This window comes from Sporosarcina sp. P3, assembly GCF_002743415.1.
GTDB classification, from domain to species: Bacteria; Bacillota; Bacilli; order Bacillales_A; family Planococcaceae; genus Sporosarcina; species Sporosarcina ureae_A.
Window position 1 is genome coordinate 71073 of record NZ_PDZE01000005.1, and the last position, 21515, is coordinate 92587.

The 21515-nt window shown below is 43.0% G+C and carries 22 protein-coding genes and 1 tRNA gene; 16 read left to right on the forward strand and 7 right to left on the reverse strand.

What is annotated here, in order from left to right:
* Nucleotides 1-21: 21 nt before the first annotated feature.
* Both CSV61_RS07860 and CSV61_RS07865 read right to left on the reverse strand, forming a co-directional pair.
* The gene (locus CSV61_RS07860) at nt 22-342 is read right to left on the reverse strand and encodes a hypothetical protein (RefSeq protein WP_099638773.1); all 321 of its coding nucleotides are present in this window, start codon (nt 340-342) and stop codon (nt 22-24) included.
* 161 nt (nt 343-503) lie between these two features.
* On the reverse strand, nt 504-2156 hold the full coding sequence (locus tag CSV61_RS07865) for a sensor domain-containing protein (RefSeq protein WP_099638774.1): 1653 nt from the start codon (nt 2154-2156) through the stop codon (nt 504-506).
* Nucleotides 2157-2283: 127 nt separating this feature from the next.
* Here CSV61_RS07865 and CSV61_RS07870 point away from each other — a divergent pair, with 127 nt between their 5' ends.
* The 8 genes from CSV61_RS07870 to CSV61_RS07905 all read left to right on the forward strand — a co-directional run bounded on the left by CSV61_RS07870 (nt 2284) and on the right by CSV61_RS07905 (nt 10021).
* A complete protein-coding gene (locus CSV61_RS07870; RefSeq protein ID WP_099638775.1) occupies nt 2284-3231 on the forward strand; it encodes a DMT family transporter in 948 nt (315 codons plus the stop codon).
* A gap of 72 nt (nt 3232-3303) precedes the next feature.
* A complete protein-coding gene (locus CSV61_RS07875) occupies nt 3304-5022 on the forward strand; it encodes an ABC transporter ATP-binding protein (protein WP_099638776.1) in 1719 nt (572 codons plus the stop codon).
* Nucleotides 5019-6824, forward strand: a complete 1806-nt coding sequence (locus CSV61_RS07880; RefSeq protein WP_099638777.1) for an ABC transporter ATP-binding protein — start codon at nt 5019-5021, stop codon at nt 6822-6824. The genes CSV61_RS07875 and CSV61_RS07880 overlap by 4 nt, the downstream gene beginning before the upstream one ends.
* A gap of 271 nt (nt 6825-7095) precedes the next feature.
* Entirely contained in the window at nt 7096-7506 is a 411-nt protein-coding gene (locus CSV61_RS07885) for a hypothetical protein (protein WP_099638778.1), read from the forward strand.
* A 146-nt stretch (nt 7507-7652) separates the two neighbouring features.
* Nucleotides 7653-8453: a CPBP family intramembrane glutamic endopeptidase gene (locus tag CSV61_RS07890; protein ID WP_099638779.1), complete on the forward strand. Its 801-nt coding sequence runs from the start codon at nt 7653-7655 to the stop codon at nt 8451-8453.
* A 181-nt stretch (nt 8454-8634) separates the two neighbouring features.
* A complete protein-coding gene (locus tag CSV61_RS07895) occupies nt 8635-8997 on the forward strand; it encodes a hypothetical protein (protein WP_099638780.1) in 363 nt (120 codons plus the stop codon).
* Between the two features lie 424 nt (nt 8998-9421).
* On the forward strand, nt 9422-9685 hold the full coding sequence (locus tag CSV61_RS07900) for a hypothetical protein (RefSeq protein ID WP_099638781.1): 264 nt from the start codon (nt 9422-9424) through the stop codon (nt 9683-9685).
* Between the two features lie 96 nt (nt 9686-9781).
* A complete protein-coding gene (locus CSV61_RS07905) occupies nt 9782-10021 on the forward strand; it encodes a hypothetical protein (RefSeq protein ID WP_099638782.1) in 240 nt (79 codons plus the stop codon).
* Between the two features lie 370 nt (nt 10022-10391).
* Here the strand turns inward: CSV61_RS07905 and CSV61_RS07910 are convergent, their stop codons facing one another.
* Complete coding sequence (locus CSV61_RS07910) at nt 10392-10847, reverse strand: YusW family protein (protein ID WP_099638783.1); 456 nt, start codon at nt 10845-10847, stop codon at nt 10392-10394.
* A gap of 109 nt (nt 10848-10956) precedes the next feature.
* Nucleotides 10957-11973 (reverse strand): DUF2804 domain-containing protein, encoded by a 1017-nt coding sequence (locus CSV61_RS07915; RefSeq protein ID WP_099638784.1) that lies wholly within the window; start codon nt 11971-11973, stop codon nt 10957-10959.
* A gap of 73 nt (nt 11974-12046) precedes the next feature.
* Between CSV61_RS07915 and CSV61_RS07920 the strand changes: the two genes are divergently transcribed.
* The 6 genes from CSV61_RS07920 to CSV61_RS07945 all read left to right on the forward strand — a co-directional run bounded on the left by CSV61_RS07920 (nt 12047) and on the right by CSV61_RS07945 (nt 15894).
* A tRNA-Ala gene (locus CSV61_RS07920) sits at nt 12047-12119 on the forward strand.
* Nucleotides 12120-12416: 297 nt separating this feature from the next.
* Nucleotides 12417-13238, forward strand: coding sequence for a transporter substrate-binding domain-containing protein (locus CSV61_RS07925; RefSeq protein ID WP_099638785.1), 822 nt, complete (start codon nt 12417-12419; stop codon nt 13236-13238).
* A gap of 1 nt (nt 13239) precedes the next feature.
* Entirely contained in the window at nt 13240-13908 is a 669-nt protein-coding gene (locus CSV61_RS07930) for an amino acid ABC transporter permease (protein WP_083034879.1), read from the forward strand.
* A 25-nt stretch (nt 13909-13933) separates the two neighbouring features.
* Nucleotides 13934-14662, forward strand: a complete 729-nt coding sequence (locus CSV61_RS07935; protein WP_029053522.1) for an amino acid ABC transporter ATP-binding protein — start codon at nt 13934-13936, stop codon at nt 14660-14662.
* 45 nt (nt 14663-14707) lie between these two features.
* Nucleotides 14708-15193, forward strand: a complete 486-nt coding sequence (locus tag CSV61_RS07940; protein WP_233193555.1) for an amidase domain-containing protein — start codon at nt 14708-14710, stop codon at nt 15191-15193.
* 104 nt (nt 15194-15297) lie between these two features.
* Nucleotides 15298-15894: a nitroreductase family protein gene (locus CSV61_RS07945; protein ID WP_099638786.1), complete on the forward strand. Its 597-nt coding sequence runs from the start codon at nt 15298-15300 to the stop codon at nt 15892-15894.
* 512 nt (nt 15895-16406) lie between these two features.
* Here CSV61_RS07945 and CSV61_RS07955 read toward each other — a convergent pair.
* Nucleotides 16407-17789, reverse strand: a complete 1383-nt coding sequence (locus CSV61_RS07955; RefSeq protein ID WP_099638788.1) for a dipeptidase — start codon at nt 17787-17789, stop codon at nt 16407-16409.
* A gap of 244 nt (nt 17790-18033) precedes the next feature.
* Between CSV61_RS07955 and CSV61_RS07960 the strand changes: the two genes are divergently transcribed.
* Together CSV61_RS07960 and CSV61_RS07965 are read left to right on the forward strand one after the other, a co-directional pair.
* The gene (locus tag CSV61_RS07960) at nt 18034-19284 is read left to right on the forward strand and encodes a hemolysin family protein (RefSeq protein ID WP_099638789.1); all 1251 of its coding nucleotides are present in this window, start codon (nt 18034-18036) and stop codon (nt 19282-19284) included.
* 114 nt (nt 19285-19398) lie between these two features.
* Nucleotides 19399-19944 (forward strand): RNA polymerase sigma factor, encoded by a 546-nt coding sequence (locus tag CSV61_RS07965; protein ID WP_083034884.1) that lies wholly within the window; start codon nt 19399-19401, stop codon nt 19942-19944.
* A 212-nt stretch (nt 19945-20156) separates the two neighbouring features.
* On the opposite strand, the gene CSV61_RS07970 is transcribed toward CSV61_RS07965, so the two are convergent.
* Nucleotides 20157-20345, reverse strand: coding sequence for an SE1832 family protein (locus CSV61_RS07970; protein ID WP_083034885.1), 189 nt, complete (start codon nt 20343-20345; stop codon nt 20157-20159).
* Nucleotides 20346-20374: 29 nt separating this feature from the next.
* Nucleotides 20375-21412, reverse strand: coding sequence for a CMP-N-acetylneuraminic acid synthetase (locus tag CSV61_RS07975; RefSeq protein WP_099638790.1), 1038 nt, complete (start codon nt 21410-21412; stop codon nt 20375-20377).
* Between the last annotated feature and the right edge of the window lie 103 nt (nt 21413-21515).

The window sequence follows — 21515 nt, forward strand, 5'->3', positions numbered from 1 at the left end:
CTAACTTAAACGCTCTATGGGTCACGCTGTCCGCTCTATACAACTCCACAAGCGCTCTATCTCAGTCGAATTCCGCTCAACAGGGCCAGCTAAGCGCTCTATAGCCATCGCAATCCGCTCAATCGCACCCGCTGTCCGTCCAATGAAGCAATTCAATGAACCCAAACGCGGCCACGTTCGAATCCGCTCAATAAAGTGGCCCAAGCGCTCTATACCGGTCGAGTTCCGCTCAATCAAGCCAGCAAAACGCTCTATAACCACTGCTATCCGCTCAATCAGCCCAGCCAAGCGCTCAATCGCACCCGCTATCCGCTCAATCAACCCACCCCAACCACCACCCAACCCACACCCCTACCGCACACCAATCAAAAAAGGTTGTCTTTTCACCCCCCGTACAGTAAGCTGTAATCAAACGCACTAAGACATACCCCAAGTGAATAAGATAGACAAAAATGGAGCCCTTTCTTTATGAAAGGAGCTCCATCTAATTTGATAGCGATACTTTATTTAATTTCGATTTGTTCAGCGGGCATCGGCATGCCGATGAAATGACCTTGCATAGCATCGATGCCCATTTCTTTCAGCAACTCAAATTGCTGTTCATTGCTGACGCCTTCTGCAATGGTATATAAGTTAATTTTTTTGGAAAGTTGGATCAGTCCTTCGATCAACTTTTGCGTCTTTGGATTGCTCAACAACGTATCGATAAAGACGCGATCTATTTTGACGCTGGAGATCGGCAAGTGTTGCAAGTAGCGCAACGATGCGTATCCTGATCCGAAATCATCGAGAGTGAACTGAAAACCGAGGTTTTGTAGTTCGGACATTTGTGCCAGCACGGATTGTTCTTCTTCCGCTTTAAGCGCGAATTTCTCGGTGAATTCAAGTTGCACTTTATCTGCTGGGCAACCGGTTTGATTCAAGATGGAGATTAACCGGTCTTTCCATTGTGGATTCAAAGATTCACGAATAGAAGAGTTGATGGAAATATTCATGTCATTCCCTGCACGATGCCATTTCGTTACGAACGTCATCGCCTCTTCTGCCACATATGCACCGACTTCTTCAATCAAACCATTTTCTTCTGCAATCGGAATTAATTCGTCAGGGCTGATGACGCCAAGGTCTTCATCTTCCCAACGAACGAGTGCTTCGTAGCAAGTGATTTTCTCGCTAGCCACATCGTATTGTGGCTGATACGCTACATGCAATGAATTGCGATCAAGTGCCGTTAGCATCTTGCGATCAATTTCCAAACGTCGGTTCAGAATTTTATGGGACTCAGCAGACAGTGAAGCAATCCGTCCACCACCTTGACTAATGACATCATTTGCGGCGGTCATCGCGACTTTGTACAGTTGCGAATAGGTTTTCTGGTCTTCAGGGAAACGGACAATCCCGCCACTGATCGAAATGGTTTGCGCATTGTGGCTGAGGTAGATTGGCTGTTGCTTTAAGAAATCATAGAAACCTTGAATATACCAATCACCGAAAGCTGTCAGTACAACAAAGCTATTCGTATCGATCCGCGCAATCGGATTATCTTGGAAGTAGCGTTTTAACCGGTTAGTGAATTCTTGAATAAGCTGCGTCTCAGATTCTTGGGATTGCAGCTCTTTCATAGTGAAGTAATGATCGATCGTCAAATAGACAAATGAAAAATGGCTAGCATTTGCGATGGATTCATTTACTACTTGTTCTAGCTTGTGGCGGCTCATAAGTCCGGTTTCTACATCAATGAATGCAATGTCTCCTAAGCGTTCTTGCAAGCGAACATCTTCCGTAATATCAAGTTCTAGGAAGAACACGGATTGCAGTTCTCCGAAATCGGAGAGGGTAGGGACAGCGAGTGTATTCACAAAAAAGGAATCGCCTTTGCGAGTCATTTTTTCTATTTTACCCGCCCATGTTTTTCCGGACAGCAAACAGTCCCAAATGGAGTTCGCTATTTCTTGGCTTTCAGGTTGATCTGAAAACATTTGCCAGAAAGATTTGCCTAAGATGCGCTTAGGAGTCCAACCACTGACAGTTAGGTAATTTTGGTTAGCATAGGTGATTAGACCATCGCCATCCGTATGTGTAACTAATTGGTATTTACTTAGACTATCGACTAATGTCTGATGTTTGCTAGTCTCTGGTAACGGAATTGTGTGCATAGAGGTACTCCTTTCCAATTCTACTATATAACTATTATAAATGAAGTTTCAGTGTTGTCCATGTCTCATATGTGAATTTTATACTATATGACTAAAAAGACAAGAAATTAGTAAGGGGTGATCAATCATGTTGCGATTAAAAGGAATTATGATGATTATTATCGGTTCGATCTTATGGGGCGCTACGGGGCCTATGATGGAGTGGATTTTGGACCATAGTGAAATGTCTGTTTCGATGATGTTAATCCTTCGTTTGTCGATCGCGGGTGGCGCGTTGCTCTTATTATTGAAAGCAAAAGGCATACAAGTAGGTCGTCCTATGAGACAAAAGTTGTGGTTACGTAAAATGTTGATGTTCGGTGTCATCGGAATGCTCGGTGTACAATTCGGCTTTGTCCAAACTATTGCACATAGTGACGCAGTGGTGGCTACATTATTCCAGTTCGTTGCGCCGGTTTACATTATCATTCTGCTTTCGATTTTACAAAGATCCTTCCCACCAGGCAGCCAGGTGATCGGTATGATCGTTGCGTTATTCGGTTTGATTTTACTTTTAACAAACGGTTCATTCTCGAGTATTTCATTGGGTACGACCGCAATTGTGTGGGGTGTGATTGTAGGATTTGCCTTTACATTCTACACATTATATCCCGTAGTTCTTATGGCGGAGTGGGGAGTATTACTCGTCGTCGGCTGGGGAATGTTCATTGGCGGTATGACTTTATTCGTCATCAATTTGCCGATGTTCTTCATGAATCTTGGTGCTTTGCTTGACGGTCCAGCGATGGGTATGTTGTTACTCGTCATTATTATGGGAACGCTCGCTTTCATCATGTTCCTGCAAAGTATGAATTATATTTCACCCGTTGAAACGAGTGTGCTGTCTAGCTTCGAACCGCTTACGGCGATGATCGTTTCCGTTTTCTGGCTAGGTCAGGCAATGGGTGTCTGGCAAATAAGTGGCGCAGCGATCATGCTGGTAGGGGTTGTCTGGTTATCTATTGGAGGTAATCGCAAGAAGGAAAGCGCTCCGTTCCCTGATTCTATTCAAGAGTACGACCATAGCGAGGTATAGCTTTTCGCCTGTACACACTGTATTCCTATATGACATAATGAAAGGAAAGACAGCAAGTAAAGGGTGTATGAAATGAAAACGGTTTTCCGCTATGCACTACCTTATAAATGGCCGATGTTCATCGCCATTCTACTCATGTTACTTGAACTATCGGTCGAATTAATACAGCCATTGCTGATCGGTAGAATTATAGATGAAGGAATAATGAAAGAAGACTTGAACGCCGTGTTGATATGGGGGAGTGTCATGATGGCACTCGCCTTTATGGCGTTATTCACAGGCGTCGTCAATTCCTATTTCGCTGCACATGCCGCGCAAAGTTTCGGCTATGATCTCAGACAAGCTTTGTTTCGGTGCGTCCAGACGTTTTCATTAGCGGCATTTTTACGCTTTCCGACGTCAAGTCTCATTACACGTTTGACTAGTGATGTGACGCTTGCCCAAACTGCGTTGTTCATGGGGTTACGAATTATGGCTCGCGCGCCGTTGATGGCACTCGGCAGTTTGATTATGGCATTCGTCGTCAGTCCGAAACTCGCAGTATTCTTACTAATCGGTGCACCGTTCCTAGCTGTATTCCTCGTTGTCATGGCACGCAAAGGTGTACGTTTATTCGGGCAAGTACAACGCCGTTTGGACGGTGTCAATCGACTCGTACAAGAGAATTTACAAGCGGTTCGTCTCATAAAAGCCTATTTACGAGGTGTTTTTGAAACGAACCGTTTTTCCAAAGCGGCAAGTGCGCTGAAAAAAGATAGTATCCATGCGATGCGTTTAATGGAATTAATTTTACCCGTGTTATTGTTCATCATGAACGTCAGCTTCATGGCAGTGCTTTGGTTTGGTGCAGATGAAGTCCGCAACTCCAATATGCCTGTCGGGGACGTTGTAGCGGTCATCAACTACACGATGAGAATGACAAGCGCTTTTTCCATGTTCTCCTTTTTGATTGTTATTTTCTCGCGCGCAAAAGCGTCTTCTGATCGAATGGAAGAGTTGCTAGTTGCCGATGATGATCTTGAACAGCTGGAGATAGCTACCGATCGTCACCAAGGCGCAGTTTCCGTTCGGTTTGAACATGTATCATTCCGTTATCCAGGAACGACTGAAGACGTGCTACGAGACGTGTCGTTTGAAGTACCTGCGGGGGAGAAACTCGTCATTATGGGGGCTACCGGTTCAGGTAAGTCCACAATGCTTCAACTACTCCCACGCATGTTCACAGCGACGGAAGGTACGGTGTGGGTGGATGGTAAAAACCTAGCAGACTGGCCGCTTGATACATTACGGAACATGATCGGCTATGTGCCGCAACAATCGATGCTCTTTACAGGTTCCATCGCTGAAAATCTATCGTGGGGCAAGCCGAATGCCACTACGAATGAAATCGAAGAGGCCGCTAAAAAAGCGCAAGTTCATTCATCTGTCATGAATTTTACCGATGGCTATGCAACACGAGTCGGGCAGCGCGGCGTGAATTTATCTGGTGGTCAAAAACAGCGTCTATCGATTGCTCGTGCATTGATCCGTAAACCTTCTTTACTGATTTTGGATGATAGTACGAGCGCGCTCGATGTCAAAACCGAATCGTCGTTATGGGACGCATTGCAGGAAGAAGACACAACGATGCTGATCGTCACGCAAAAAATTCAAACCGCTCAAATTGCTGATGCGATTTTATTAGTGTCAGAGGGTGAAGTCGTGGGCTATGGCACGCATGAAGAGTTGCTTCAAACGTCTGCCTTCTATCGGGAAATTGCGAAATCGCAACAGAATGGGGGAGTGGCATGATGCAGAAACCTTTCGGCTATGAACCTATTATCCAAAAACAAGACCTATCAAAAGCAGAGCGTAAAAAAGTTCAAAAAGCGGGAGACTGGAAATCTGTCCTCGCACGCATTTGGCGTTTGATCGACCAACAACGAGGGTTACTGATTACAGTGTTGACACTCGTTTTCATCAGTTCAGCGCTAGCGCTAATCGGCCCATTGATGATCGGGAATATGATCGACCATTTCATTATTCCGAAAAAAGTGGACGGGCTCAGTATGCAAATTGGTTTATTATTACTTGTGTATGCAGGCTTTTCCTTGTCTACCTATTTCCAAAACTACTGGATGGTCGGAATCGCACAACAAACAGTCTATCGTCTACGCACGCAATTATTTGGCCATCTCCAGAAGTTGCCGATCCGATTTTTCGATAAACGACAGCACGGTGAATTGATGAGCCGCGTGACGAATGATATTGAGAATGTCAGTCAAACGCTAAATTCCTCATTGATCCAAGTGTTCTCCAGTGTACTGACACTTGTCGGTACTCTATCGATCATGCTGTATCTCAGTCCGTTATTGACGTTGCTCACTATGATCATCGTCCCTGTCATGTTCATTGCTATGCGCTGGATCACTCGACGCACCGGGATATTATTTAAAGAACAACAGCGCGCAATTGGTGAATTAAATGGCATGATTGAAGAAACGGTTTCGGGTCAGCGAGTCGTCAAAGCATTCTCACAGGAACAGAATGTCATGGAAGAGTTCGCGCGAAAAAGTGAACGCCTGCGTACAGCAGGTTTCTGGGCACAGACGTATTCAGGATTCATTCCAAAAGTCATGAACACACTTAATAATATGTCGTTCGCGATCGTCGCAGGAGTAGGCGGACTGCTGGCGGTGACAGGAACTGGCGGCGTAACGGTCGGAACGATTGTCATTTTCAGTGAGTACGCCAGACAATTTACGCGACCATTAAATGATTTGGCTAATCAATTCAATACCGTCCTCTCCGCCATTGCGGGAGCAGAGCGAGTATTTTCTATTCTGGACGAGCCGGAGGAAAAAGATGAAGCAACGAAGCAAATCGAAACCATACATGGCGATGTCGAGTTCCGTCATGTGACGTTTGGTTATGATGAAGAAGCGATTATTAAGAATCTTAGCTTCCATGTTCAATCAGGCGAAACCGCGGCCTTTGTCGGTGCAACAGGAGCGGGGAAGACGACGATCATGCAATTGCTCTCACGTTTTTATGAAGTAGATAGCGGTCAAATTCTGCTCGACGGCATCCCGATCAATGAACTGCCACGCCATACTGTACGTAGTCAAATGGCCTTCGTCTTGCAAGATCCGTTCTTATTCGAAGCGACAGTGCGTGAAAACATTCGCTACGGTCGACTCGACGCAACGGATGAAGAAGTAGAAGAAGCCGCCAAAAAGGCCAACGCCCACAGCTTCATCTGCAAACTACCGTCAGGCTATGACACGGTGTTGACGGCTGGCGGAGAAGAAATATCACAAGGACAAAAACAATTGTTATCCATCGCACGAGCACTAGTGGCAGATCCGACTTTGCTGTTACTCGATGAAGCAACGAGCAGCATCGATACCGTGACAGAGCTCGCGATTCAAGATGCGTTGGAGCGTCTCATGGAAGGACGAACAAGCTTCGTCATCGCCCACCGTTTGAACACGATTAGACAAGCAGACAAAATCTTTGTACTGGCAGATGGCGAGCTACTCGAATCCGGAAGCCACGAAGAATTGCTAGCACGCAAAGGTGTGTTTTACGGGATGCTGCATAATGAAGAGTAACGAAAAAATGTGCTTACGTAATGATCTAGGAAATTGAATTATAAACACATGAAAAAGCATCGCATGTAGCGGTGCTTTTTATTTTGGAATAAACATAGTTAGAACGCTTATTGGGATTTTATGTATACTTGTAATATAGTAACTAAAAGAGTGGAATCAGAAAGTCTAAGAACAGTCGCTTTACCTGTAGGTATTCAAAAGGGTTGAACATTTTCACGCTGTATGGACGTATAAATAGTAGAAGATCCATTTCATAAAAGGAGGGATTTGTGTGAGAAGGTTCATTTATTACTTCGGATGGACAATGGCGATAGGAATGATTATGTATGTAGGCGCTACCTATCAGTTCCAGTTGAAACAAGAATATATGAAAAACTATAATGCACAATCATTTGTGTTTTTTTCAACAATATTTTCTATTGGCATTGGAATGCTGCTCAAATTGCCGAATCTTCTAATCGAAATGAAAGAGAATAAGCAATGGACTTTTGATTGGGCTACATTCATAGGGATTGGGTTGCCGTCTCTTGCTGTATGTTCTATGGGCGTATTACTATTTACGCCAGTAGGAGAGAGTATGTTTCCATTCGTCCCGGAAATAATTTATCCCGGTAATTCACCAATTCAAACAATAGCTGGTGTGGTATTTGGGTTTATTCTGTTGGATAGTGTAAAGAAATAATGAATGGGATGTAAATTAATCAGTGTAGCTGTTGAAGAATTGTTGTGCTTAAAGCGGTCCATATGGTTAAGTTAAACGTATCGGAATGGTGCACATTATAAAATCTTAATTTACGGATTTTCAAACTACAATTAAGGAGGTTGTATATGATCAAGCAAAAAAGCGTGACTGGATTATTAACTTATCTTTTAGTTAGTATCGTTGCGATGTTTTTTCTTTATCTTATTGGTCTATCGATTTTATCGGCAAATCCGGCCGAATTAGAGCAATTGAGTAGAATGACGGGAATTTCAGTATCACTTGAAATCTTAGCCTTACTCGCTGTAATTCCCAATTTCATCATCATCATAATAGCTCTTGTCGTGGGATTTTTCACAGCGCATAAAGTTGGCTTGAAATCTGTGGTTATTCACCCTCATGCTAGGGTAAAGTCAAAGTCAGATTGGATAAATGGTATTAAACTAGCTATAATACTAGGCTCGGTTGCAGCTGTCGTTATGATTGGATTCGATTATTTTTTCCAACCGTTCTTACCAGATAGCTTAGTTGAAACATTACAACCGTATACAGCTCTACACTTCATATCGGCTTTACTTTACGGAGGGGTTGTTGAGGAACTAATCATGCGTTTTGGTGTGATGAGCTTATTGGTTTTTATTCTCGGGAAAGTATTTAATCGAAAATCGGAAAAACCTACTAATTGGGTCTTTATCCTTGCCATATTCATTAGCGCATTCATGTTTGCGTTAGGTCACTATAGTGCAACCGCGCAGATGACGGAAATGACCGCATTCATTTGGTTCCGAATGATTTTACTGAATGGTATAGGTGGCTTGTTCTTTGGTTGGATTTATTGGAAGCACAATCTTGAGCTTGCAATGCTTGCACATATGTTTGCACATATTGTCATGAATTTATTACTGTTGATTATCTATTTCTCGTTATAAGACAATCAACATCGCTGCTCTTACTCTGGTAATGTCATCTGTAGTAATAAGTAACCTAAGAGGAATAATGATATTCTACGAATGGAAGCGTTAACTGAACAACCATTACGCGCCAAACGGACCAAATAGTGTAACTTGCCTAACCATAAACCGTCTAACCTCACAAGGAGATGAAGGCATAATGAAATTGAAATTCATGTATTTTGCATTAGCATTATTTTCAATAATGCTTATTATGGGTTGTTCAAATAAGTCAGTGATAGAAAACTCAAATGACACAGATAGCTATGAAGATGCTAAAGCCGCAGCATGGGGATTTTTAAAAGAAGAAGGTTGGCAGGACCAAGCAAAAGATGACTTTCAAAATGCGAAAGTGAAAGAGGTAATTATTGATAATAAATATGTATTATTAGATAAAGCGTATGATGGAAAAGAAGTGTTAAGCGTTTCTTTTGAAGATGTAGATAATGCTGTAACTGGAACAACTTTAATCCTTGTTGATCCGAATACAAATAAAGTAATTGGCTATATGCCAACAGAATAATGCAACTAATGGCAAGCATTCGGGGGCTGTTCTTAAGAAGGATTGCTACCAATTCAGTAATAGGGCCATTTTGTTAGTTCAATGTGAAATTAATGAATTTCCAATAAGAAACTAGGATACTCTGGTATGATTTACAGTAAATTAATTAAGAGAGAGTAGATTCCATATGAAATATTTGTTCTTGACAATTTTTGGGGCAGTCTTTGCTTGGATAGTTCTTAGCTTTATTTTGAAAGATTGGGATCAGGATGGGCTTACGATTCTAATCATAGGAATAGTTATTGGATATATTACTAGAAAACAAACTGAAGATAAGCTTTAAACGCAAAAGATTGCAAGAACTCCCTCACTGAACTAAAGGGGGCGTTTGTAGCATAACTTTGTTCCAGAATAGGGCCATTATGGCTAAAGGGGGCATGAAAATATGGATTTAGATACTGTGTTTATAGTTTTAAGAGATTTATTTATGAGCTTATTCATTATTTTTTTCGTTTTGAATACTTTTTCGAAAAGATCTTATAAAATCCAATGCTATGTTTTCATAACATTAGGGGTCATCTTCTCAGCTTTAACATGGAATTGGTCACTAGGATTCAAAGTTGGATTTATTACTCTGTTTGCTATGTTGGCTATAAAAACAATTTCTGATGCTAGAAAAAGAAATGTAGATATTAATGCAGACATATAAACTATTTGAAATCTATTAAAGCAATCGGGTGCGTTTGCGTGATAAAGACAATGCACCAAACGGGCCAGATAAAAACAATATAGGTAGGGGTTAAGTATGAATTCATTTAAAATTTTAGGTCTTGTATTTATTGTTACGTCTGGATTTATTTACACTTTAGAAAAAGGCTTCTCTATGCTTTCTTCGAGTATTGTTCAAGCTGGATTTTATTCTGGAGGAATGACAGGAGAAGTCCCAGAAATTGAAGTTAGTGGATTCTTCGAAAATTTATATGTTGTACCTTTATTGGTTTTAGGGATATTGATTTTACTAGTTGGATTTGTAAGAGATAAATAATTCTATAATCGGGCGCGTTTATAGAGAAGATTTCTTTGTAGTTGGCTAGTTGATTGGAGCGGAAGCCGGCGACTCCGGGAGGATCAGTGGGACAGGTGAAACACCCGTCGAAGCGAAGCGAAGAGGTGTGGTTCACCGCCCACCCTCCGGAACGCGTCCGGCTGCAGCGCAGATCAACGGTTTTCGACCACTAAGTCGTTATCGGGCGCAAATGTTGTATATCTTCTATTTAAATCACGTTATAACTTTGACAAAAAGCATGCAAAAAACCGCTAATTCAAATACGAATTAACGGTCTGCTTTATTCTGCATTTTGTACCAGTAAATCGAACAAGTTACTCAACCCGTATAAATAGCTGATTCCCTGTTATTACTTCTTCTCATCAATATGCAGAGTCTTGTCGTCTGTAAACTTTACATCCAACTCAAACTCATCATACGTATCAAGACCGTACCACTGCAGAATGCGATCAATCGCTTCTTCTTTAGTAGTTCCGCTATCGATCAAAATCTCCATAAACATCTTATGCATATCGTCAATTGCTTCATTTCCTTCGAGATCCACTTCTTGGAACTCGTTGACATACTCTGCATCATCAGGCTTTACATCTTCATAATCTGTTTCGATTTTCTTGCCGTCTTTCTTGATCGTCAAATCGAAATCGGTGAAGCCATAGCCGTCACCCGTGTTAATTGTGCTGCCTTCACCCTCATCTTCAATACTGATTGCCTCATCATTGTCCGGTGCCTCGTCTTTTGATGAGCAACCTCCTAGAAGTAAAATAGATGAAACCCCAACCATAGATAGTATTCTCATTAATGACATAAGCGCCACCCTTTCTAAAGTGTATACTACCTATATTATCACCGTAAAACAGCAACCTTAAACAAAAAAACGATCTCTTTGTAGACAGGAAAGTAAAGTAAACAGGAAATTAATGATATTTGCGCTCTAAGATGGAACCGAGCATTTGTCGAATCGGTAAGACTTGTCCGCTTGATAATCGAACTTTTCCATGATAATAGCCGACATGTTGTGTAATCGACATCTTCCTGACGAGATAGTGATCAAGCGTCTGGCATTGAAAGAATGGTTTAAATGTCAATTGGATATCATCTGAAAATTTCGTTTGAATTTTCCAAGCGCTTTTTGGGTCTTCTTTATCGCTCTTGAATACTACATCCTCATGAAATTTATGCATCGTACCTTCTACAAAGACCGCATTTTCTGTTAGTCCCGTGCCATCGGTCCAACGGCCGCCGAAATTCAAGCCGATACGTTTTCCACTTGTACGTTGAGAGGCCATTGCCCAGTCCCAATTCGTTCGGCCGTTCCACACGCCACGACCATAATCATAGACCGCGAAACTGTAATAAGGATTGAAATCATAGCGTCGATCTCCAACGCGAACATATCCGCCAGTCGGCATAATTGAATGCTTGGAAGTGAAGTGGAATGAATCTCGACTTTTCGGAATGACGACGTTCAAAGATTCATCTTTTTCGGGATGTATAATATGCAAATCTGCATGCAATACTTCATTATCAAAGTCAGGAATGAGAATTGACAAATGCGTTTCGCCTTGCATGTGGACGAGTTGAATCGTTATATCGTCATGTACGAATTTAATACTTTCAAGTGCCTCCTCAGGCATTTTAACGCGTCTGCCAAATGGGAGGGAAACATGTTTTTCATAGAAACGTTGAGTCTCGTAGTTGAGTATGTAAATTAGACAAATAACTTTATGATCTAGGTGTACAATTGAAGTAGTTAATAAAACGTCTTCCCCGTAAATGCACCAATTGTTCCAGCGCTTTTTTTTCCTGAAATGTCCTCTTAGATTGCTTCTCACTATTGGGTTGCGTGCGTATCCTATTGATTCGGGATTCAAAAGCCCCTTGGAGTCACACAGAGACACAGCTTCAGTCAACTCTTTTTCTTCATGCTGCATACCATTAACCACCTTTCTTGCCTATTGTCTTTTAAACGAACAGTTGATATACTCTATATTGTATCAGATATGAGGGGCATTAGCTCAGCTGGGAGAGCGTTGCGCTGGCAGTGCAAAGGTCAGGGGTTCGAGCCCCCTATGCTCCATTCAAACGATAGCGGCAGTTCTTGAGTACATCTTCAAGAGCTGTCGCTTTTTCTATTTAACATCATACTAGTCTACATATATTCCCCTTTATCATTCACAATGAAACTATTTACTGTTGTATAATTATTCATTATGTCGTATATTAAAAATATAGAAAATAATCGTTATAAGACTTCGTCCAATATATGTAGTATACAAGCAAACGTATACATATACTTATAGACAGGCGTCGGTAGGTAACTTATAATTGTATTAATTTAGAATATTTATACTAGTAGAGAGAGAAGGGGAAATGTATGAAGAAGATGTTTACAGCACTATTACTAATCCTAGTATTGGTCGTCGCTGGATGTAGTAGTAACGATGGAGGAGCAGGATCAACAGAGAAGTCCACGTTAAAGAATATTAAAGACAACAAGAAATTGGTGATCGGAATTGCACCAGGCTATTTCCCTTTTGAAATGAAAAGCATTGACGGCGGATTTGTCGGCTACGATATCGATCTAGCAAATGCGGTAGGGGAAGCGCTAAATACAGAAGTAGAATTTAAACAGTTCGTATTTGACGGCTTAGGACCAGCTTTGCAAATAGGTGAAGTAGATATGGTCATCGCAGGGATGACGATTCGCGGAGACCGTGCATTATCTATTAGTATGTCAAATCCTTATTATAAAACAGGTCAGGCGATCATGGTGCCAGCTGCCAATAAAGGTATCAAGTCATGGGAAGAGCTTGATGTAAAAGGGAATAAAATTGCTGTAGGGATCGGAACTACAGGAGCGTTACTTGCGAAGACTCAGTTCAAAAACGCGGAAGTCGTAGATTTCGAAGATTTCCCGTTAGCAGCTACAACAATGGGCTCAGGGCAGGCGGATGCAGTCGTCTATGATGAACCTGCTATTGCTGTATGGCGCTTGGAGCACGAAGGGGAAGTTCATCAACTTGAAGGTTTGCTGTCAGCTGAAAACTTAGGAATTGCAGTAAAGAAAAATGACTTTGAAACAATTCAATGGTTGAACTCATTTTTGCATAGCTATGTGGATAGCCCCGAAGAATTGGAATCCAGAAGTCGCTGGTTTGAGGAAAGCGACTGGCTAGATAAGGTTTCAGGAGAATAATATGGGTGGCTATGAATATGACTTCAGTGTAATATCGCAAAATATGGATATCTTTATTGAAGGGGCGCTGAAAACACTCGAAATTTCAGCAATCGCATTATTGCTGGCTATTCCGATGGGTATTATCATCGGAATGGGTCGGATTTCCCGCAATAGATTCATCCGTATTCTTTCCTCAGCCTATGTAGAAGTCATGCGCGGCGTGCCGTTGCTAGTACTATTGATTTGGATTTTCTTTGTACTCGGTCAATTTTTAAAACTCGGTTCCTATTGGGCGTCGATTATCGGTCTAGCTGTCTTTACCGCAGCATTCATTGCAGAAATCGTTCGTTCAGGCATACAAGGTGTCCCAAGAGGTCAGATGGAAGCGGCTCGTTCGTCAGGTATGACCTACTGGCAGGCTATGCGTTTGATCGTCTTGCCACAAGCATTCCGACGAGTGTTACCGCCACTTGCTTCACAATTCATCATGCTAATTAAAGATTCTTCTTTGATCTCGGTCATCGGTGCGACGGAATTGACGTTGAACGCGAAGAACCTCGTTGCCACTAGTATGCGTTCCATTGAAGTATGGACATTCATAGGTTTCGTTTACTTTGCCATGACGTTCACGTTATCCATGATCATTCGTGCGATCGAACAAAAGTTATTAGCGAGAGAAAATTCATGAAGCTCGATGTGAAGGAGTGCCAGATATGATTTCTATAAAACATGTGAATAAAACATTCGGTATGAACCAAGTGCTGACAGATGTCACGCTTGAAGTACCCAAGTCTAACGTTGTGGCCATCATTGGCCCAAGTGGAGCGGGGAAGTCTACATTAATTCGCACGATCAATGCGCTCGAGCCGATCGATAACGGAGAAATTGTAGTAGACGGAATTTCCATCCACGATAAAAAAGTGAATATCAATAAAGCACGTTCTGAAATCGGATTCGTATTTCAAAGCTTTAATCTCTATCCTTTTCTCACGGCATTGCAAAACGTTACACTTGCGCCGATCAATGTCAAAGGACTAAGTAAGAGTGCGGCGGAAGAGCGAGGAAAGGAATTGCTGACTTCACTCGGACTTGGCGACAAATTCGATGCGTATCCAAACCGGTTATCGGGCGGTCAGCAACAACGCGTAGCAATAGCACGTGCGCTCGCGATGGATCCGCAAGTCATGCTTTTCGACGAGCCGACTTCCGCACTCGACCCGGAGATGGTCACGGAAGTTCTGGATGCGATTCGTAAACTCGCGGAAAGCGGTATGACGATGGTCGTTGTGACGCATGAAATGGGCTTCGCCAAAGAAATTTGCGACGAGATCATCTTTATGGCGGACGGCAAAGTCGTGGAACAAGCAACACCAGCCAAGTTCTTTACGAATCCTGATTCTGAACGCGCCCAAAACTTTTTATCGAAAGTGCTACATCACTAATTGAATGTCCCTCGTTGTCATATGATATGGCAAGGAGGGATTTTTTTGTACAATCGACAAGCGGCAGTGGACTATGCAGATAAATGGTGGAACAGCAGAAACCCTGCCTTTCCAAGTGTTGAAGATGACTGTACGAACTACATTTCACAATGTCTGTTGGCAGGCGGTGCACCGATGCATGGGGCACCGAACCGCGAAAAGGGCTGGTGGATGCGTAAAGGCACGTGGAGCTTCAGTTTTACCGTCGCACACTCGATGCGCTGGTACTTGGCAACTTCCACAAAAGGGCTGACTGCTACTCAAGTAAAAACTCCACAAGAATTACAGATTGGGGATATCATTACGTACGACTTTCATGGGGATGGCCGCTTCGACCATACGACCATCGTAACTGCCAAGGACGGGGATAACCCTCTCGTCAATGCTCATACGTACGACGCTTATCATCGCACATGGGACTATAAAGACTCTTACGCTTATTCGCCGAATGCGAAGTATATCTTCTTCAAAATTCATGACCATTTCTCATAATTCCCCAGTTCTGCATCAAAGTGTTTCTCTTAGCCTCTAGCAACAGACTACCAAGTTAGGGTATAATGAAAAACAGATACTTAGTGCAAAGGAGAAGGTTGAGTGTGAATGAACAAGCATTATCGGTAAGAGAGGCCATCGTCACACGGCGCTCTATCAAGAATTTTAACGGACAACCGATCGAACCAGAGATCATTCCCGAAATTATAGAAGATGCCGTTTGGGCGCCAAACCACGGAAACCGTAATCCTTGGCGATTGATCGTAGCAACAGGCGAACAGTATGAAGAGCTTTTGGACGTCTTAAAGGAGTTCGGTGTAGCAAATTGGAAACAGCTTTCTGACGAGGATCTAGAAAAACAAATGAAGAAGTTCTCGACTGCCAGTGCGGCTGTATTCGTCATCGTCCCTGAAGACGTACGCCAAAAAGAGCGGCTGGAAGATTACGCAGCAGCCAGCATACTGATTCAGAATATCCAATTGCTTGCTTGGGATAAAGGGGTCGGGACTTGCTGGAAAACACCGCCATTCATCGATAACCCAAAATTCCGCGAGCGTCTAGGTGTGGAGGAGGGCGAGCGCATCATCAGCATGTTGCAATTCGGCTATTTCGACACATCACCAAAAGCTCCACCGCGTAAGCCAGTAGAGGAAATCATCACATACTTTGGCAGTAGCGAGGACGAAGAAGAGGAAGCTTAAGAATCGAGAAGTCTCGTTCTTCATAATGGAATGAAATAAAAAACAGGCTACCCCCTTTGTGGAGTAGCCTGTTTTTTTGTATGTGTGAAGAGGGAGGAGTGCTCGTAATTTGTCGCGAGGAGCTCTATTGGGCTTCGCGAGCGCTCAATGTAAACCCGCGTACGCTCTATTCGGCTGTGTAAGCGCTCAATGCAAACCCGCATGCGCTCTATCAGGCTATGCAAACGCTCAATGTAACGCCGCATGCGCTCTATTCGACCACGTAAGCGCTCAATGCAACGCCGCAAGCGCTCTATACAGCCACGCAACCGCTCAATGCAACGCCGCTAACGCTTCAGCCACGCAAACGCTCAAAGCAATCCCGCGAGCGCTCTATCAGTCCGCGTAAGCGCTCAATGCAACGCCGCATGCGCTCTATTCAGCCACACAAGCGCTCAAAGCAAACCCGCAACCGCTCTATCAGTCCACACAACCGCTCAATACACCCACAAAACCGCTCAAAAATTCACAAATCACAATCCAAGCTTTTCAATCTCTCCATAATAACTTCCGATGACACGCAATCCTTTATCGAAATTCTCTAAATGGAAGTGTTCATTCGGTGCGTGGAAGTTTTCTGTGTCCAGTCCGAAGCCCATCAAGACAACTGGGATGTTCAGGATTTCATCGAACGCAGCAACGATTGGTATGGAGCCACCACCTCGTGTGTAGACGGTAGGTACGCCATATACTTGCTCGTATGCTCTGCCTGCTGCTTGAATCACTTCGTGGTCGTATGGCGTTAGGTAAGGTTTCCCTTTATCAAACTCCGTCACCGTTACTTCACAGCCGACGGGTTCGTGTTTCGCAATGTGCGCGCGTAGTTTTTCTACGATTTCATCCGGTTCTTGATCAGGGACTAGTCGGCATGTGATTTTCGCGCCTGCTTCGGAAGGGAGGACGGTCTTGATGCCTTCTCCTGAAAATCCACCGAATACGCCGTTGATCTCGAGTGTTGGACGAGCCCATGTGCGTTCTGTATACGTATAACCTGGTTCGCCAGTCAGTTCTTTGACGCCGACTTCTTTTTTCACTGCTTCCTTATCGAAGTCAAGAGCTGCCCAACCTGCGCGCTCTTCTTCAGTAAGATCACGAACTTGATCGTAGAATCCATCGATTGCGATAGTTCCTTCGGCATCACGGAATGAAGCGAGAATTTCGACAAGTGCGTGGATCGGGTTTTGTACGCCGCCACCGTATAGTCCGGAATGCAAGTCGCCTTTGGGACCTTTCACATCGATTTGTACGCCAGCTAATCCGCGCAGTCCGTAGCAAATGGCCGGCTGTCCAGGCCCGTACATGCCTGTATCAGAAATGACGATGAAGTCCGCTGCTAGCTTGTCTTGATTATTTCGGATATATTCCTCTAGGCTCGGGCTGCCAATTTCCTCTTCCCCTTCAATAATAAGCTTGACGTTAACAGGGAGTTTGCCTTCGACATTCATGAGTGCCTCGATCGCTTTACTGTGCATAAACACTTGCCCTTTATCATCGCTTGCTCCGCGTGCATATAATTTATTATCACGGATTGTTGCTTCAAATGGAGGTGTTTCCCATAAGTGAAGCGGATCAACAGGTTGCACATCGTAGTGGCCGTAGATCAGGATGGTTGGTTGACCTTCAGCATGCAACCAGTCTGCATACACAACGGATTGTCCAGCCGTTTTTTCAATTGACACGTTCTCCAAGCCGATATTTTCGAATTCATTCGACAGCCATTCCGCTGCTTTTTGCATATCCGGTTGATGTTCCGAAAGTGCGCTGATGCTTGGAATTGCCAGGAAGTTCGTTAATTCTTCCAAGTGGCGGTCACGGTTGTTTGTGAAATATTGGTCCAATGATTGTGATGAAGTCATGGTAAACCCTCTTTTCTTTAGTTATTTTATATTTCACAGTATAGCAGAGAATCATGATGCATTAAGGTTTAGACGCTTACGGATGAGGGAACCGAATGATAAAAGTATACGTCCTACCTGTATGTAGCATTAACAATTCAGTTTATATATATGATATACTTACGCAATAAGAAAAAGTGGATTCATGGCAATCACACATGATGAATGATGACAAATAAATGGAGAATCGTTGGAGGAGACGCAATTGTTTATTGCACTGGGACTATGTTTGATTTTGTCCTTCTTTTTATCGGGAAGTGAAACAGCTCTAACCGCTATCAACCGGATGAAAGTTCAGTTGCGTGCGGATCAAGGAGATAGTAAATCGATAAAATTACGAAAGTTGATTTCCAAGCCGGACCGTATGATTACGGCCATCCTAATTGGGAATAATATCGTAAATATTTTGATGCCGACGATTGTGACGATGATTGCAATCGATAAAGGATTGAATATTGGATTACTGACAGGGATCTTAACGGTTGTTTTGATTATATTCGGAGAAGTATTGCCGAAAACGATTGCTGCAACATTTGCAGATCGTATCGCGTATATTGTAGCGCCACCTATTTCGGTGCTCGTGAAGTTATTGATACCATTGACGTTAGTTCTGTCATTGTTTACCAATTTCTTCGTGCGCTTGATTTCTAAAGGAACGGTGACGGAAGCAACTTTGACGAAAGAAGATGTGCGTTCGATGGTGGACATTGCGTCTACAGAAGGTACTTTCGGTCAAGATGAATCCATTCGTTTAAAGGGTATGCTAGATTTTCGCGATAAAGATGTAAGCGATGTAATGGAAACACACCGTACCGATATTATTTCACTGTCGTTAGATTCAACGTATGAAGATGTACGTGACGTCGTATTGCAGTATTTCTATACTCGCTATCCAGTATATGAAGAGAGTATCGACAAAATAGTCGGTATTTTTTATTCAAAAATGATAATCGAGTGGTCCATGTTTCCCGAGCGGTCGTTTGCGGATGTCATTGATCGCCAACCTTTGTTCGTCGTGCAGACAGCAAGTGTAGAACTTGTATTTAAACGTATGCTAACACAAAAGAAACATATGGCGATTGTGTTAGATGAATACGGGGGGACATTAGGGATCGTGACACAGGAAGATATTATTGAAGAAATGATTGGGCAGGATATAGAGGACGAAACAGATGTCGAAGAAGAGTCGATGGTCTTCGAAAAAGAAGACAATCATTTAGTCTGTCAAGGACGTTTGGAGATTGAAGACGTGATTGAACTACTTGACATAGAGTTACCGACGGATCATGATACGATCGGTGGTTTTGTTTTTCAGGAAGTAGGGCATATTCCAGAAGAAGGCGAAAAGTTCAGTTATAATTCGCTATTGTTTGAGATTGAAGAAATGGATCGAACGCGGATTTTGCGTCTAAAGATTACTAAGCAGGAACCGAAAGAAGAGGCCATTGAAGCGTAGGATATGTCAAGTAACCTTACACAATTGTAAGGTTACTGAAAGAGAAAGCGATAGTTCGTAATGTGTTTGTCGGTGATAATAAGGGTACCAGTTATAAAACGGAGGCTACTTATTATGAAAAACGACTTAAACGCATTGTACGAAGAATATGGACGCTATATATATCACTTATGTCTTAAATTGACTCGCAATAAAGAAGAAGCAGAAGATCTCATGCAGGACGTATGGGTGAAAGTAGTGCGCTACAGAGGTGAAATGAGTGAAGTCAACCGCATGAAAGCTTGGTTGACGACGATTTGTATGAACACATTCCGCGACCGTTATAGAAAAAATGTACGTCACAGTCAATACGTGATGAATCAACCTGATACATTAGACGTTCCGATCTTAGATTTGGTTCCCAGCAATGCGAAAACTCCTGCTGAGTTGATAGAGCAGAATGATATTTCTGATCTTGTGCAGCAGAAAATCGGTGAGTTGGACGGTATTTATCGGAAGACGATCGAGTATTTCTATGTGAATCAGTATTCGTTAGTAGAGATCGCAGGGTTGATGAGTGTGTCGATCGGTACTGTGAAGTCTCGCTTGTTCCGCGCGAAGAAGTATCTGAAGGAGTTGCTCGTACAAGACGAAGCAGCCCACGAATATGTAATGGCCTAAGCTCACATTTGCTGTGAGCTTTTTTTAATGGATCAATAAGAGGTTAAGTTCTAGAGTATGGATAGTTAGTTACTGAGTGCAAGGGGATTGAGGCTCCAGCCATGCTCGCAGGAAAGCATCCCCTCCGAAGCGCAAATATCCAACCTAACAGCATTTCTAGACTTACAAGAAACAACCTCCATCAGCTATACATCCGATGGAGGTTGTTCGTGTTAATTTGTTGCTTCAGCAAGTTGCTTATTCAAATCTGCGAGGCGCTCTTCCATTCTAGAAAGACGCTTTTCCGCGTTTTCGATCATCTTCACATGACCGGTCGACTCCAACTTCTCCATATCACCCTGCAAGCTGATGTAGTCCATCTTAAGCTCCGCGATCTCTTGCTCTAACTGATCCTTTGTCATAAGGGAAAACTCCTATCATATGTTTTCCTTTAGTGTAACATATTCTGTCTTGTGCGTTTAGGATACTCCAGCAAATAACGGATCGCTTCAAGCACTGTTTCGTTACTCGCCCCAACATCGATCTGCAACTGCTTTTTGATTGCGCGTTCTTTACGTGCGTCATGCAGCAGCGGTTCCATAATTGCGTTCAATAAGTTCGACTGGGTCACTTTACGACCGAGGCCCAGGTGGGTAAAGCCATTTTTTTCAGTCGGAAATCCAAGGGTTGATTCGAACTCGTTTTGTGCAAGTACAATACAAGGAACACCGATAACAGCTACTTCATATGGTGTATAACCAGCATCGCACAGAACCATATCAGCTTTTGAAAACAGCTCAGCACGGTTGTCCGGGGCGTGGACGACTTTTGTGTTTGGTCGGCTCAATGCCATCATTTGAATTTCACTAACGTCATGTTTATAATTCGGTCCGAGTAGTACTGTGACGGACAAAGGAATTTGCAGTTGCTTTAAATGTCGCAACGCCCGGAACGTGAGGTTACCTGGATCCTCATCACCGAATGAAATGACGAGTTGCGAGGAGGATGAAGACTTTCTCTTTAAACCAGCATGTCGAAGTGATTGCAGTGACGCATCGACCATGAATGTCTGAGGCCCCACGATATAGTGCTCGGCATGTAGTTCTTGAGTTTCCGGATACAGCGTCTGGATCACCCAGTCTGCTAATTGCCCACCATCACCGAAGTCGTCAAAATGTAGAATGCTAGGTACTAGTTCATGAATTTTGGTCATTTCTTCTTTATGGCTTGGACCACTGTCTCGAATTAAAAGATCAGGTTGAAGTGTACGTATTAATTTACTAAATGAGGAAGGACCGATGACTTTATGACATGTGAAGTGTTCGCTTGGGACTGGTGTTTCTTGGTCGTATAAAAAGATGACTTGTGCTTCATTTTTTAGTATGTTTGCCAGTAGTAAAGCACGTCGTAAAGGATAACTTCCTTTACATTCTGTTATGGAAAGATAAATCACGATTGTTTTTTGGACTTGTTTTTCGATTGGAACCACCCTTTCTGAACCTGCTCGTTCCTCTTACCCTATGAAAAACGAGAATAGTTTATTACAATGGGATGGAAGCAGTTCAGAAAGGCTTGAAAGAGGGAAGGAGGCG

Excerpts from the sequence above, each read along its gene's own strand:
- CSV61_RS07895 (WP_099638780.1), top strand. The coding sequence starts at position 8,635 with ATGAAATTGAAATTCATGTATTTTGCATTAGCATTATTTTCAATAATG.
- CSV61_RS07915 (WP_099638784.1), bottom strand. The coding sequence starts at position 11,973 with ATGCAGCATGAAGAAAAAGAGTTGACTGAAGCTGTGTCTCTGTGTGAC.
- CSV61_RS07910 (WP_099638783.1), bottom strand. The coding sequence starts at position 10,847 with ATGTCATTAATGAGAATACTATCTATGGTTGGGGTTTCATCTATTTTA.
- CSV61_RS07865 (WP_099638774.1), bottom strand. The coding sequence starts at position 2,156 with ATGCACACAATTCCGTTACCAGAGACTAGCAAACATCAGACATTAGTC.
- CSV61_RS07905 (WP_099638782.1), top strand. The coding sequence starts at position 9,782 with ATGAATTCATTTAAAATTTTAGGTCTTGTATTTATTGTTACGTCTGGA.
- CSV61_RS07880 (WP_099638777.1), top strand. The coding sequence starts at position 5,019 with ATGATGCAGAAACCTTTCGGCTATGAACCTATTATCCAAAAACAAGAC.
- CSV61_RS07890 (WP_099638779.1), top strand. The coding sequence starts at position 7,653 with ATGATCAAGCAAAAAAGCGTGACTGGATTATTAACTTATCTTTTAGTT.
- CSV61_RS07925 (WP_099638785.1), top strand. The coding sequence starts at position 12,417 with ATGAAGAAGATGTTTACAGCACTATTACTAATCCTAGTATTGGTCGTC.
- CSV61_RS07930 (WP_083034879.1), top strand. The coding sequence starts at position 13,240 with ATGGGTGGCTATGAATATGACTTCAGTGTAATATCGCAAAATATGGAT.
- CSV61_RS07870 (WP_099638775.1), top strand. The coding sequence starts at position 2,284 with ATGTTGCGATTAAAAGGAATTATGATGATTATTATCGGTTCGATCTTA.
- CSV61_RS07900 (WP_099638781.1), top strand. The coding sequence starts at position 9,422 with ATGGATTTAGATACTGTGTTTATAGTTTTAAGAGATTTATTTATGAGC.
- CSV61_RS07875 (WP_099638776.1), top strand. The coding sequence starts at position 3,304 with ATGAAAACGGTTTTCCGCTATGCACTACCTTATAAATGGCCGATGTTC.
- CSV61_RS07955 (WP_099638788.1), bottom strand. The coding sequence starts at position 17,789 with ATGACTTCATCACAATCATTGGACCAATATTTCACAAACAACCGTGAC.
- CSV61_RS07965 (WP_083034884.1), top strand. The coding sequence starts at position 19,399 with ATGAAAAACGACTTAAACGCATTGTACGAAGAATATGGACGCTATATA.
- CSV61_RS07970 (WP_083034885.1), bottom strand. The coding sequence starts at position 20,345 with ATGACAAAGGATCAGTTAGAGCAAGAGATCGCGGAGCTTAAGATGGAC.
- CSV61_RS07935 (WP_029053522.1), top strand. The coding sequence starts at position 13,934 with ATGATTTCTATAAAACATGTGAATAAAACATTCGGTATGAACCAAGTG.